General features: G+C 23.9%; 13 protein-coding genes, 3 tRNA genes and 1 pseudogene. 12 read left to right on the top strand and 5 right to left on the bottom strand.

Features of this window, described 5'->3' with window-relative positions:
- Positions 1-9: 9 nt before the first annotated feature.
- The 8 genes from cysD to queD all read left to right on the top strand — a co-directional run bounded on the left by cysD (position 10) and on the right by queD (position 6035).
- Positions 10-918 carry a sulfate adenylyltransferase subunit CysD gene (gene cysD, locus D9V62_RS02160; RefSeq protein ID WP_158340166.1) on the top strand — a complete coding sequence of 303 codons (909 nt, stop codon included), beginning with the start codon at positions 10-12 and terminating at the stop codon, positions 916-918.
- A 33-nt stretch (positions 919-951) separates the two neighbouring features.
- Positions 952-2370 carry a sulfate adenylyltransferase subunit CysN gene (cysN, locus tag D9V62_RS02155; RefSeq protein ID WP_158340165.1) on the top strand — a complete coding sequence of 473 codons (1419 nt, stop codon included), beginning with the start codon at positions 952-954 and terminating at the stop codon, positions 2368-2370.
- Between the two features lie 18 nt (positions 2371-2388).
- Positions 2389-3009: an adenylyl-sulfate kinase gene (gene cysC / locus D9V62_RS02150; protein ID WP_158340164.1), complete on the top strand. Its 621-nt coding sequence runs from the start codon at positions 2389-2391 to the stop codon at positions 3007-3009.
- 40 nt (positions 3010-3049) lie between these two features.
- Positions 3050-3250, top strand: coding sequence for a septum formation initiator family protein (locus tag D9V62_RS02145; protein ID WP_158340163.1), 201 nt, complete (start codon positions 3050-3052; stop codon positions 3248-3250).
- Positions 3251-3302: 52 nt separating this feature from the next.
- A complete protein-coding gene (gene ispD / locus D9V62_RS02140) occupies positions 3303-4013 on the top strand; it encodes a 2-C-methyl-D-erythritol 4-phosphate cytidylyltransferase (protein ID WP_158340162.1) in 711 nt (236 codons plus the stop codon).
- A 17-nt stretch (positions 4014-4030) separates the two neighbouring features.
- A complete protein-coding gene (gene ispF, locus D9V62_RS02135; RefSeq protein WP_158340161.1) occupies positions 4031-4543 on the top strand; it encodes a 2-C-methyl-D-erythritol 2,4-cyclodiphosphate synthase in 513 nt (170 codons plus the stop codon).
- A gap of 431 nt (positions 4544-4974) precedes the next feature.
- Positions 4975-5646, top strand: coding sequence for a peptidoglycan DD-metalloendopeptidase family protein (locus tag D9V62_RS02130; RefSeq protein WP_158340160.1), 672 nt, complete (start codon positions 4975-4977; stop codon positions 5644-5646).
- 26 nt (positions 5647-5672) lie between these two features.
- Positions 5673-6035: a 6-carboxytetrahydropterin synthase QueD gene (queD, locus tag D9V62_RS02125; RefSeq protein ID WP_158340344.1), complete on the top strand. Its 363-nt coding sequence runs from the start codon at positions 5673-5675 to the stop codon at positions 6033-6035.
- Positions 6036-6049: 14 nt separating this feature from the next.
- Here queD and queE read toward each other — a convergent pair whose 3' ends face one another.
- From queE to glnS, 4 genes are all read right to left on the bottom strand, one after another.
- Positions 6050-6703, bottom strand: a complete 654-nt coding sequence (queE, locus tag D9V62_RS02120) for a 7-carboxy-7-deazaguanine synthase QueE (RefSeq protein ID WP_158340159.1) — start codon at positions 6701-6703, stop codon at positions 6050-6052.
- An 88-nt stretch (positions 6704-6791) separates the two neighbouring features.
- Positions 6792-8105 carry a phosphopyruvate hydratase gene (eno, locus tag D9V62_RS02115; RefSeq protein WP_158340158.1) on the bottom strand — a complete coding sequence of 438 codons (1314 nt, stop codon included), beginning with the start codon at positions 8103-8105 and terminating at the stop codon, positions 6792-6794.
- On the bottom strand, positions 8098-9762 hold the full coding sequence (locus tag D9V62_RS02110; RefSeq protein WP_158340157.1) for a CTP synthase: 1665 nt from the start codon (positions 9760-9762) through the stop codon (positions 8098-8100). The genes eno and D9V62_RS02110 overlap by 8 nt, the downstream gene beginning before the upstream one ends.
- Positions 9763-9889: 127 nt before the next feature.
- A complete protein-coding gene (gene glnS, locus D9V62_RS02105; RefSeq protein WP_158340156.1) occupies positions 9890-11596 on the bottom strand; it encodes a glutamine--tRNA ligase in 1707 nt (568 codons plus the stop codon).
- Positions 11597-11738: 142 nt separating this feature from the next.
- Between glnS and D9V62_RS02100 the strand changes: the two genes are divergently transcribed.
- The 4 genes from D9V62_RS02100 (at position 11739) to rpiA (ending at position 12853) form a co-directional block, all read left to right on the top strand.
- A tRNA-Met gene (locus D9V62_RS02100) sits at positions 11739-11815 on the top strand.
- Positions 11816-11834: 19 nt separating this feature from the next.
- Positions 11835-11916 (top strand) — tRNA-Leu (locus D9V62_RS02095).
- Positions 11917-11938: 22 nt separating this feature from the next.
- A tRNA-Gln gene (locus tag D9V62_RS02090) sits at positions 11939-12013 on the top strand.
- A 177-nt stretch (positions 12014-12190) separates the two neighbouring features.
- Positions 12191-12853, top strand: coding sequence for a ribose-5-phosphate isomerase RpiA (gene rpiA, locus D9V62_RS02085; RefSeq protein WP_158340155.1), 663 nt, complete (start codon positions 12191-12193; stop codon positions 12851-12853).
- 83 nt (positions 12854-12936) lie between these two features.
- Here rpiA and D9V62_RS02080 read toward each other — a convergent pair.
- Positions 12937-13673 (bottom strand): annotated as a pseudogene (locus D9V62_RS02080) (16S rRNA (uracil(1498)-N(3))-methyltransferase).
- Positions 13674-13683 lie beyond the last annotated feature (10 nt).

Genomic DNA, 13683 nt, shown 5'->3' with positions numbered 1-13683 from the left:
GGAAATAAAATGTTTAAAAAAAATACAACTCATTTGCGTCAATTAGAATCAGAAAGTATATATATCATGAGAGAAGTAATAGCTGAATTTGAAAATCCTGTAATGCTTTATTCTATTGGAAAAGATTCTTCTGTTATGTTACATCTTGCAAAAAAATCTTTTTATCCTGGACGTTTGCCATTTCCATTATTACATGTAGATACTGGATGGAAATTTAAAGAAATGTATACTTTTAGAGATCAGATTGCTAAAACTAATAATTTAGAATTAATTATACATTATAATATGCAAGGAAAACTATTAGGTCTTAATCCGTTTCAAGATAACAATTCTAAATATACTGATATAATGAAAACAGAAGGATTAAAAGAAGCGATAAATAAGTATAAGTTTGATGCTGCTTTTGGTGGTGCTAGAAGAGATGAAGAAAAGTCTCGTTCTAAAGAGCGTATTTATTCATTTCGTGATTCCTTTCATCAATGGGATCCAAAAAAACAGCGTCCAGAGTTATGGTGGAACTATAATAGCCAAATAAATAAAGGAGAAAACATTCGTGTTTTTCCTTTATCAAATTGGACTGAATTAGATATTTGGCAATATATTTTTTTAGAACAAATTGAAATTGTTCCTCTATATTTTGCTGATATACGTCCAGTCTTAGAAAGAAATGGTGTTCTTTTAGTAGTTGATGATGAGCGTATTAAAATTAATAAAAATGAAATCGTTAATCATAAAATGGTTCGATTTAGAACATTGGGTTGTTGGCCTTTAACTAGTGCAATTGAATCTACTGCAAAAACTCTTCAAGATGTTATTAAAGAAACATTAATCAGTACAACTAGCGAACGAACAGGTCGATCTATTGATTATGATCAAAAAAATTCAATGGAATTTAAAAAGAGACAAGGTTACTTTTAAAAATAAGTTTAATATAGGTTGAATTTAAAACAAATGAATACTAATGTTAATAAAAAAAACATCAATTCTTATGATCATTTTCAAAATTGGATATATTTAAATGAAAGAAAAACTCTATTAAAATTTTTGACATGTGGTAGTGTAGATGATGGAAAAAGTACATTAATTGGACGTTTGTTACATGATACTAAGCAAATTTATGATGATCAATTATCTTCTTTAAAAAAAGATAGTAAACGTCATGGGACACAAGGAGAAAATATTGATTTTGCTCTTATAGTTGACGGATTACAATCGGAACGTGAACAAGGTATTACAATTGATGTAGCATATCGTTATTTTTCAACTGATAAACGTAAATTTATTATAGCAGATACACCTGGTCATGAGCAATATACACGTAATATGGTCACAGGAGCTTCTACTTGCGATTTATCAGTTATTTTAATTGATGCAAAAAAAGGTTTATCAGAACAAACTTATCGACATAGTTTTATATCTACTTTACTTGGTATAAAATATTTAGTAGTAGCAATAAATAAAATGGATTTAGTTGATTATAGTGAAGAGATGTTTTTAAATATAAAAAAAAATTTTCTTTTATTTTCTCAAAAACTTCCTAAAAACCTAAAAATTTTTTTTGTTCCTACATCTGCTTTAATCGGTGAAAATATAGTATTTTCAAATAATTTAATGCCTTGGTATAAGAATTATACGTTATTAAGTCTTTTAGAAACAATAGAAATTAAAAATAATATTTATTCAAAAGAAATTAGATTTCCAGTTCAATACGTAAATCGTCCAAATTCAAATTTTAGAGGTTATTCAGGTACATTGTTTTCTGGGCAAATTCATGTAGGTCAATCAATAAAAATATTACCTATTAATATTAATTCTTATATTTCTCGTATTTTAACATTTAATCAAGATTTAAAAATAGCAAATCCTGGAGAAGCAATTACAATAGTTTTAAAAGATGAAATAGATATTAGTCGTGGCGATTTTTTCGTAAATATTAATTCTAATTTAGAACCTTCTCAAGAAGCTATTGTTGATGTTGTTTGGATGTCTGATAAGTCTTTAAAGATAGGAGAATCATATAATGTAAAATTATCTGGAAAAAAAACAAGAGCTTATATTAAAGAAATTTTATTTCAAATAAATGTCAATACTTTAATTAAAAATAAATCTAATTCGTTAAAATTAAATAGCATTGGAAGAGTTAAAGTTTTATTTAGTGAACCTATGTTATTTGATGATTATACAATAAATAAATTTACAGGTAATTTAATTTTTATTGATTTTTTAAATAATACTACAGTCGGAGCAGGTATGATAAAAAAATATTTAAAAAATGACAATACTGTTATTGAAAATGATATAAAAAATTTTGAACTAGATTTATATAATTTAATTTTAAAATATTTTCCACATTGGAAAATAAAAAAGTAAATCATAGGTTTTATTAGTATGAATAATAAATTTAAAAAAAATATTGTTTTTCAAAAATATGAAATAAATCGTATAAAACGAGAAAATAAAAATGGTTATAAATCTAAAGTTATATGGTTTACAGGGTTATCAGGATCAGGAAAATCTACTATTTCTAATATTTTAGAAAAAATATTATTTAAGAATGATATTAATACTTATGTGTTAGATGGAGATAATATTAGATCTGGATTATGTTCAGATTTAACTTTTTCTTCTATTGATCGAAATGAAAATATTCGACGTATTGCAGAAGTAGCTAAAATAATGTTAAATGCAGGTATTATGGTTTTAGTTTGTACTATTTCTCCATATAAGAAGCAAAGATTATTAGCTTATAATATTTTAGGAAAAAGTAACATTTTAGAAGTTTTCGTTGATACCCCACTTACTATATGTGAACAACGTGATCCTAAGGGGTTATATAAAAAATCTCGTAGTAATGAAATATTAAATTTTACTGGTATAGATTCTTTATACGAACTTCCAGAAAAACCTGATATTTATTTAAATGGAACAGTTTCCATAACAGAAAATATTAAAACATTAATTAAAACATTGTACAAAAATAATATTATATTTTTTTCTACATATTCGTAAATTATTTAGATATTAAAATAAAATTATTTAGAGTGATTATATGAGAATATTGAAAGTATTATTATTTTTATTATTTATTTGGTTACAATATTCTCTTTGGCTCGGAAAAAATGGCGTTTTAGACTATATTAAAATTTATAAAAAAATTGTAGTTCAAAAAAAAATAAATCAAGAACTTGAGATAGAAAATAATAAATTATTATTAGAAATTCAAAATTTTAATAATAAAGTTAAAGATTAAAATTTTTTATTTTTATAAAATTATATTTTAAATATATAGTATTAGGTGAAAAATGAAATTTAGGAACAGTTTAAAACCCATGATTTTAGCTGTTGTTCCAGCTGCAGGAATAGGTGAAAGAATGTTATCAGATATTCCTAAACAGTATATAAAAATCAAAAATTATACTATTCTCGAATATACTTTAATGACATTATTATCACATCCTAGTATAGTTCATGTAGTTGTAAGTTTAAATAAAAAAGATAAATATTTTCATAAACTATCTATAGCATCCAATATAAGAGTTACATCTGTAATTGGTGGTAATAAAAGAATTCATTCAGTTTTATCAGGATTAATTATACCAACAAATGCAAATTGGGTCATTGTTCATGATGCTGTTCGACCTTGTTTAAACTATAAAGATTTAGAAAAATTAATTTCTATTATTGGAAAAAGCAAAATAGGTGGTATTTTAGCACGACCAACGTGTGATACTATGAAATATATAATTAATAAAAATAAAACAATATCACATACTATTTCTCGAGAAAGATTGTGGCATGCTTTAACTCCTCAATTATTTCCAATAAATTTATTACGATTTTGTTTAAAAAAAATTATTCAAGACAATATAGATATAACAGATGAATCTTCAGCTTTAGAATATTGCGGATATCATCCATTAATAGTTTTAGGTAGTTATAAAAATATTAAAATTACTTTTCCCGAAGATCTTATTTTTGCTGAAATTTATCTTAAAGAATTATTTAATATTTAGAAGGATATATTTATAATATGAGAATTGGATATGGTTTTGATTTACATGCATTTGGAGGTATAAAACCGTTAATTATTGGAGGTGTAAAAATTCTTAATCATCAAGGTTTAATTGCTTATTCTAATGGTGATGTTTTGATACATTCTTTAATAGATGCGTTATTAGGAGCTCTTGCGATGGGGGATATTGGAACATTTTTCCCAAGTACAAAAAAAAAATATAAGAACATTGACAGTCGAATTTTGTTAAAAAATATTTGGAAAAAAATTCACTTAAAAAATTATTACATATCTAATATAGATAGTACTATTATTGCCGAAAGTCCGAAGATGTTATCTTATATTTTTTTTATGAGATCAAATTTAGCAAATGATTTAAATACTAAAATAAATAATATTAGCATTAAATCAACAAGTTCAAAGCAAATAGGATGCATTGGACGGAAAGAAGGAATTGCATGTCAATCTATTGTAATGCTTTTAAAACGAAAACAACAAAGTATTAAAAATATCAATAGTGATATATGTTAAATATATTTTTAACTTCAATTTGTTTATAAGTAATATTTTTATTACAATTTATTATTTATATAATAAAAATGGTGTAATTTAATGCAATGTAATTTTTTTATAAGTAGATTATTTTTATTAATATTTATATTATTTATTTATAATAACTATGTATACGCAAATAATATATTTAAACAAAAAAAAAATATTTGTTTAAATCATAAAAAATGTATATATATTAAGAATAACTTAAAAAAAAAATCATAAAAAAAGAATGTTTTTTATTTGTAAAACAAAATAAAAAATTTCATAAAAAATACTCAGTTATTATTAAAAACACTAATTATATTGGATATTTATATAATAATTCTTTTAATATATTTTATATTGTTAAAAAAAACGATACTTTATATTCTATTTCAAAAAATCTACATTATAATTTTAATCAATTATTGCAATATAACAATTTTCACAAACCTTATACAATATTAGTTGGTCAAAAAATACTAGTAAATAATATTCCAATGATTAATAGTAAAAAAATCAATTATGTTATTTATAGTAATCAATATAAAAAACATATTTTATATACTAATTTTTTTAAAAATAAACTGAATATTATAAATATTTTAAATCAAAATATGTTGTTATCTGAAATATGTTTTTTTTATAATAAAGATTATAACAAAGAAAATTATGTTTTTTCTAAAAAAAATATTTTTCCTCAATATTGGCATTGGCCTTTAAAAAATTTACATATGAATTTTTTTTATAATTATTCTATTAATAATAATCAAGGAATTGAAATAGCTGGTATTCAGGGACAACCTATTTTTGCTTCTTCTAAAGGTAAAGTAGTATATATTGGTGGTTTTTTTAAAAATTATGGCAAATTAATTATTATTAAACATGATAATAATTATTTAAGCATGTATGGTTTTAACAAAAATATTTTTGTACAACTAAACGATCAAGTTTATAAAAGTCAAAAAATATCTACAATGGGATATTCAAATAACAATTTATCAAGATTATACTTTGAAATACGGTGTAAAGGAAATACTATTAATTTATTCAATTTATTTCCTAATATAAAATTAAAAAATATTAAAAAATTTAATTAAAATTTTTATAAGATATATAAAATATGATAAATACTATGATATTTAAAGATTTTCAATTTGAAGCTGCACATTATTTACCGAATCTTCCTGCAACACATAAATGCAGAAGGTTACATGGACATTCTTTTTATGTTCGTTTGGAAATTAAAGGTGAAATTGATCAAGATAAAGGTTGGATCATGGATTATAGTAATATAAAATTATTATTTCAGCCTATTTATGACCAACTTGATCATTATTTATTAAATAATATTCCTGGATTAGAAAATCCTACTAGTGAAGTTTTAGCAAAATGGATATGGGATCGTTTAAAACCTAATTTATTAACATTAAACTCTGTTACAGTAAAAGAAACATGTACGTCTGGATGTATTTATCAAGAAATTTAAAAAATAATAATATTTTATTGAATTCTAAGATATTTATGAAGTTGTACTGATAACTTCCAATTTTTTTTTATGCATGTGTTAATACACATTTTTAATGCTTGTTTGTTTTGATTAATAGGCTGTAAGTAAATAATATGTTTTTTTTCATCCCTGATATTTGATAAAATATCATATACATATAATAGATCTTCTTTATTAAGAATAGGAAATTTTATTTCATTAGAACGTATTATAGATTCATATAATGGTCTTTTATTTTGTTTTGGAGAGAGAGTAATCCAAGTATTTAAAGAGCATTTAATATTTTCTATACCACTAGTTTCTATTTGACATTGATACCCTTCTATCTCTAATATTTTTGTTATATATGAAAGATTATATAAACATGGTTCGCCTCCGCTAATAACCACATGTTTTGCAGTCCATTTTTTTAAAATTTCTAATATATTTTTTATAGACATAAAACTCCATTTTCTGCTAAATTTATTTTTATTTATTACTTCTTTTATGGAAACATTATCTTGATCAGCACGAATCCATGTATATTTAGTATCACACCAATCACAGTGTACTGGACATCCTTGTAGTCGAATAAAAATTGCTGGTGTACCAGTATAATAACCTTCGCCTTGTATGCTTTGAAAGATTTCGTTAATTGGATAATGCATTATATTGTATCCATAAATTAATTATTTATTTTAAATTTAATGAGAAACAGGTATATTTATTAAAATACCTGATTCTCTTTAAAAAATTTTATAATTTTAAAAAAGATGATTTTACTTCTTTTAATCCATAGAAAGGAGCATTTTTTATACCTAAATTTTCTTCAATTCTAATTAGTTGATTATATTTGGCTGTTCTATCAGAACGGCACATAGATCCTGTTTTAATTTGACCAGATGCTGTTCCTACTGCTAAATCTGCTATTGTAGCATCTTCAGTTTCTCCAGAACGATGAGAAATAATAGTACTATAATTGGCTTTTTTTGCCATTTTTATAGTTTCAATAGTTTCCGTTAATGTACCAATTTGATTTAATTTGATTAAAATAGAATTTCCGATTCCTTTTTTAATACCTTTTTTTAAAAGCTCTAAATTTGTAGCAAATAAATCGTCTCCTACTAATTGTATAGTATTTCCTAATATTTTAGTTTGATATAAAAATCCTTCCCAGTCAGATTCATTTTGACCGTCTTCAATAGAAATAATAGGATATTTTTTACATAATTGTTGAAGATAATGAGTTAATTCTTTAGAATTAAATTCTATTTTCTCTCCCTTGAGTTGATATTTTTTATTATTTATATTATATAGTTCAGAAGCAGCACAATCTATAGCTAATGTAATATCTTTACCTAATTTATATTTAGTTCTATTTATTGCATCTTGAATTATATTTAACGCTTCTTCGTTAGATGTTAAATTGGGAGCATATCCACCTTCATCACCTACTGTAGTGCTTATGCCTTTATGTTTTAGTAAATTTCCTAATGAATGAAATATTTCTGATCCTATACGTATAGCTTCTTTTATTGACTTTGCACTAATAGGTTGTATCATAAATTCTTGAAGATCAATATTATTATTTGCATGTTCTCCGCCATTAATAATGTTAATCATTGGCAGCGGCATAGAAAAAATACCCGATGAATTATTAAGTTCTGCTATATGCTGATATAAAGGCATTCTTTTAAAAGATGCGGCTGCTTTTGCAACTGCTAAAGATACAGATAAAATTGAATTAGAACCTAATTTAGATTTGTTTTTAGTACCATCTAAATCAATCATAATTTGATCAATGCAATTTTGATCGCAAGCATTTTTATTTATTAAAGCATGAAAAATGTTATTATTGATTAATTTTACTGCTTTAAGTACACCTTTACCCATAAATCGATTGTTATCTTGATCACGTAATTCTAAAGCTTCTAAAGATCCAGTAGAAGCACCAGAAGGTACAGATGCTAGACCAACAAATCCACCTTTAAGATGTACTTCAGCTTCTACTGTAGGATTACCTCGAGAATCTAAAATTTCTCGTCCTATTATGTTTATTATTTTAGACATTTTTTACCTTCATATATTTATTATTTTTATTTTTATATTGTTCTGCTGATTTTATAAAACCTATAAATAAAGGGTGTCCGTCACGTGGTGTGGAAGTAAATTCAGGATGAAATTGACAACCAAGAAACCATGGATGATTAGATATTTCGATAATTTCAACGATGTTATTATTTTTCGATCGTCCTGTAATTTTAAGTCCAAACTTTTCAATTTTCTTTAATAAATTGTTATTGACTTCATATCGATGCCGATGTCGTTCTAAAATAATATCTTTTTTATATAATTTTCGAGATAAACTATTAAAAGTTAATTTACAAGGTTGGCTACCTAATCTCATAGTACCTCCTAAATTAGAATTATTTCTTTTTTTATTATTAATAATATATTTTATATTATCACTTTGTTTTTTAATTAAATCAATTAAAGGAAATTTACATTTAGGATCAAACTCTGTAGAGTTTGCATCTTTAATTCCTATTACGTTTTGTGCGAATTCTATAATTGCTATTTGCATTCCTAAACAGATTCCGAAATATGGAATGTTGTTTTCTCGAGCATATTTTACTGATAGTAATTTACCTGATATACCACGATCTCCAAAACCTCCAGGTATTAAAATACCATTAAGATTTTTTAAACATTGAAAGTTCTTATTTTCTATTTCTTGAGAATTGATTAATTTTATGTTTACTTTAATTTTATTTTTTAAACCTGCATGTTTTAGTGCTTCTATTACGGATTTATATGCATCGGGTAATTTAACATATTTACCAACAATACCAATTATAATTGTATTATTAGATTGTTGTTCCTCATAAATTACTTTTTCCCATTCTGTTAAATTAGCTTCTGGAACATTTAATTTAAAATATTTACAAATATAATTATCTAATTTTTGATCTTTTAATAATTTTGGAATTGTATATATTGAATTAACATCTTTTAGTGATATAACAGCATTCACAGGAACATTACAAAAAAGTGCTATTTTTTTTCTTTCGTTAATTGGTATATCTTTTTTAGATCGACAGATTAAAATATCTGGTTGTATTCCAATAGATAGTAATTCCTTGACAGAATGTTGTGTTGGTTTAGTTTTAATTTCTCCAGCTGTTTCGATATATGGAACAAGTGTTAAGTGTATATAAATCACATTTTTTCTTCCAATATCCACTGCTATTTGGCGAATTGCTTCTAAGAATGGTAAAGATTCAATATCACCAACTGTTCCACCTATTTCTACAAGAGTAATATTACTATTTTTAGAACATAAAATGATTCTTTCTTTAATAGCATTGGTAATATGAGGTATTACTTGAATAGTAGCGCCTAAATAGTCGCCTCGTCTTTCTTTTTTTAATACTTCAGAATAAATACTACCTGTTGTAAAATTATTCAAACATGTCATCTTTGTTCTAATAAATCGTTCATAGTGTCCTAAATCTAAATCAGTTTCAGCTCCATCTTCAGTAACAAATACCTCTCCGTGCTGTATAGGACTCATAGTTCCTGGATCAACATTAATGTATGGATCTAACTTCATAATAGTTATTTTAAGATTTCTTGCTTCTAATATAGCTCCTAAAGAAGCTGCTGCAATACCTTTTCCTAAGGATGAAACAACACCACCTGTAATGAAAATATAATTTTTAGTCATGCTAAATGTAAAAATATTAGTTAAAATAGAAAAGTAATTTAAAGATTAAAATCTTTAATTGAATGTTTTAATAAATTAAAATAGTTTATTAGTTGTATTGTGTTTAAAATTTTAAAAAGTATAAATATTATATTAATTGTTTTTTTAAATTCCATGTATCTCGTAAACTGACAGTTCTATTAAATATTAATTTATTTTTTTTTGAATCAATTAAATCTATACAAAAATATCCCACTCTTTCAAATTGAAAAAATAAGTTTATATTTTTATTTTTAATGTCATTTATGTGTTTTTTTATTTTTTCGCTTATTTGTTTTTCGATAAAACCATGTTTAATAATCATTGAATTAGGATTTAGAAAAGATAAAAAATTTTGCTCTTGTTCTGGATTATGTATATTAAATAATTTTTCGTATAATCTAAATTCTGATGAAAACGAATTTTTTACTGAAATCCAATGTATTACTGATGGGTTTTTTCTATTAATTGGTTTTTTTCCTAGCGTATTAAGATCACAAAAACATATTATTTGTATAATATTTCCATATTTATCTTTTTCTATTTTTTCTGCTTTAATTATATATGAATATCTTAAACGTATTTCTTGTCCAATTTTTAATCTTTTATAATTGTTTTCGTATTTTTCTTTAAAATCTTCTCTTTCAATATATATAGTATTAGTAAAAGTAATTTCATGATTACCTAATTCTGGTTTTTTAGGATGATTTGGAACTATAAAATTTTCTTGATAGTTATCATCAATATTATATAAATATAATTTTATTGGTTCTAAAACAGCCATAGTACGTATAGCGTTTTCATTTAATTCATTTCTAATACAATATTCTAACATAGAAAACTCTATTAAATTATTTTGTTTAGTAACACCAATTTTTTCACAAAACTTTCTAATAGAAGATGGTGTATATCCTTTTCTTCTTAATCCAGAAATAGTTTGTATTCTAGGATCGTCCCAATCATTAATTATTTTTTTTTCAATTAGTATTTTTATTTTTCTTTTTGATAGAATTGAATATTTTAAATTTAATCTAGCAAATTCATATTGTTTAGGACGATTTAAAACACTAGTATTTTCTAAAATCCAATTATATAAACATTTATTGTCTTGAAATTCTAAAGTACAAAAAGAATGTGTAATACCTTCTATTGAATCAGAAATACAATGTGCAAAGTCATACATAGGATAAATACACCATTGATGCTTTGTTTGATGGTGTTTTTCAAAAATAACTCGATAAAGTACAGGATCCCGCATGATAATATTTGGAGAACTCATATCAATTTTAGCACGTAAGCATGCTTCACCTGGATTAAAATATCCTTTTTTCATTTCTTTAAATAGTTGTAAATTTTCTTCAATACTTCTATTTCTATAAGGACTATTTTTACCAGGGATAACTAATGTCCCTCTGTATTCACGTATTTGTTTTTTGGTTAATTGATCTACATATGCTAAATTTTTTTTAATTAGTTCTTTTGCATACTTATATAGTTCCGAAAAATATTCAGAAGAATAATAAATTTTTTTATTCCATTTGTAACCTAACCATGTAATATCATTTATAATAGCATTGATATATTTAATATTTTCTTTAACAGGATTAGTATCGTCGAAACGAAGATTACAATATCCATTGTATAAACTTGCAAGTTCAAAATTTAAGCATATTGATTTAGCATGTCCAATATGGAGATATCCATTTGGTTCTGGAGGAAAACGAGTATGTAATAGCGAACATTTATTTTTTTTAAAATCTTCGTTAATAATATTATAAATAAAATTATTACTGTATTTGTTAATTTGAGTTTTCATTTTTTCTACAATCCAATTTATTTTAAAATATTTTTTAAAAAATCAAAAAAATATTTTTTATATTGATATTTTTTTTTATTTATTATAAAATGAATAATAATTAATTTAAAAACATTGAACTAATAATTCACTTACTTAATATGGCTACGTAGCTCAGTTGGTTAGAGCACAGCACTCATAACGCTGGGGTCATGGGTTCAAATCCCGTCGTAGCTACCATAAAAAAGTAAAATTTTATGCGGGAGTGGCGAAATAGGTAGACGCACCAGATTTAGGTTCTGGCGCCGAAAGGTGTGCGAGTTCAAATCTCGCCTCCCGTATATTTAAGATTTTCCCTTTTTTTGGGGTATAGCCAAGTGGTTAAGGCACCGGTTTTTGATACCGGCATCCCTGGTTCGAATCCAGGTACCCCAGCCATCTAATATATTCTTTTTTTAATTTTCTAATAAAAAATAATATTTTATAAATAAAATACTAACTATTTTAGTTTTATATAGTTTGATTATATTTAAAATAAATACTCGTTTTTATGTTAAAAGTTTATAATCTTTTTATTTTAGAATATTTATGTAAAATAAAATAGGTTTTTATATTATGAATTTAAATGAATTAAAAAAAAAAGCAGCATGGGCTGCATTAGATTATATTTCTCCTGGCACTGTTATTGGGGTAGGTACAGGAAGTACTGTTTTTTATTTTATTGAAGCTTTAAGTACAATAAAACATTTAATATCTGGAGTAGTTTCTAGTTCGAATTTTTCAACAATATTATTAAAAAAAAAAGGATTTAATAACATTTTAAATTTAAACACCTTTAATTCATTAGAAATTTATATTGATAGTGCTGATGAAATAAATAATGATATGCAAATGATTAAAGGTGGAGGTGCCGCTTTAACTAAGGAAAAAATTATTGCTGCTATTTCTAAAAAGTTTATTTGTATTATAGATGAAACAAAAAAAGTAGATATATTAGGATCTTTTCCATTACCCATTGAAATCATTCCTATAGCTTCATCATTTGTTTCAAATGAAATAGTTAAAATAGGAGGTATACCTAAAATTAGAAAAAATGTTATTACAGATAATGGAAATATAATTTTAGATATACATAATTTACATATATATGATCCTATTTCAATAGAAAAAAAAATTAATCTCCTACCAGGAGTAGTAACTGTTGGTCTATTTGCATTAAGAGGTGCAGATATAATATTAATGGGAACAAAAAATAGTTTAAAGATTATAGAAAAATAAATTTTTTATATATTTTTTGAATTAATAATTGTTTTTATTAAGAAATTTCATTAATTATTAACATTTATTTATATATCATTAATTTATAAATCACCAAATTTTATTTGTAAAGCAGTTACTGCTGCAATAGCAGCTGTTTCTGTTCTTAAAATCCTTGGTCCTAACTTAATCGGAATAAATTTATATTTAATTATTTTTTGTACTTCTAATGATGAAAATCCACCTTCGCAACCAATTAATAATCGAATATAATTAATGTTTTTAGGTAATTGATTGATATTATTTGTAGATTTTGGGTCTAAAATAATTTTTATTTCATTTTGATTAAATTTTTCACACCATAGATAAATATCTTCAGCATTATTAATTTTTGGGATAATATTACGTTTACATTGTTGACATGCTGATATTATGATATTATTCCAATAAATAATTTTTTTCAAAATATTTTTTTTATTTTTATTAAAATTACAATATTCTGAGAATATTGGAGTAATTGTATGTACGCCTAATTCAATAGATTTTTGAATAGCGAAATTCATTTTTTCGTGTTTCGAAACGACTAATCCTAAATGAATCAATAATGGAGATTCAACATTTTTTTTTTCTTTGTCTAAAACTAAAATAGTTACTTTTTTTTTTGAATATTCATAATTTTAGATAAAAAAATATAATTTGTATTATTAAATATTTCCACTATATCTTCAATATTCATACGTAATACTTTTATTATATAATGTGTATTAGATGAATTTAAAATTATTTTTTCGTTTATTCGTAAATTTTCATTAATATAAATACGTGGAATACGTTTTTTCATTGTAGTATTT

The sequence above is a fragment of the Buchnera aphidicola (Aphis helianthi) genome (assembly GCF_005083845.1).
In the GTDB taxonomy this organism is placed as follows: Bacteria; Pseudomonadota; Gammaproteobacteria; order Enterobacterales; family Enterobacteriaceae; genus Buchnera; species Buchnera aphidicola_AW.
The sequence above is the reverse complement of the archived record's forward strand: the minus strand, read 5'-3'. Positions and strand labels throughout refer to the sequence as shown.

Bases quoted from the DNA above. Each gene is read 5' to 3' on its own strand.
- rpiA (WP_158340155.1), top strand. From the start codon at position 12,191: ATGAATTTAAATGAATTAAAAAAAAAAGCAGCATGGGCTGCATTAGAT.
- D9V62_RS02145 (WP_158340163.1), top strand. From the start codon at position 3,050: ATGAGAATATTGAAAGTATTATTATTTTTATTATTTATTTGGTTACAA.
- cysC (WP_158340164.1), top strand. From the start codon at position 2,389: ATGAATAATAAATTTAAAAAAAATATTGTTTTTCAAAAATATGAAATA.
- glnS (WP_158340156.1), bottom strand. From the start codon at position 11,596: ATGAAAACTCAAATTAACAAATACAGTAATAATTTTATTTATAATATT.
- cysN (WP_158340165.1), top strand. From the start codon at position 952: ATGAATACTAATGTTAATAAAAAAAACATCAATTCTTATGATCATTTT.
- cysD (WP_158340166.1), top strand. From the start codon at position 10: ATGTTTAAAAAAAATACAACTCATTTGCGTCAATTAGAATCAGAAAGT.
- queE (WP_158340159.1), bottom strand. From the start codon at position 6,703: ATGCATTATCCAATTAACGAAATCTTTCAAAGCATACAAGGCGAAGGT.
- eno (WP_158340158.1), bottom strand. From the start codon at position 8,105: ATGTCTAAAATAATAAACATAATAGGACGAGAAATTTTAGATTCTCGA.
- D9V62_RS02110 (WP_158340157.1), bottom strand. From the start codon at position 9,762: ATGACTAAAAATTATATTTTCATTACAGGTGGTGTTGTTTCATCCTTA.
- ispF (WP_158340161.1), top strand. From the start codon at position 4,031: ATGAGAATTGGATATGGTTTTGATTTACATGCATTTGGAGGTATAAAA.
- ispD (WP_158340162.1), top strand. From the start codon at position 3,303: ATGAAATTTAGGAACAGTTTAAAACCCATGATTTTAGCTGTTGTTCCA.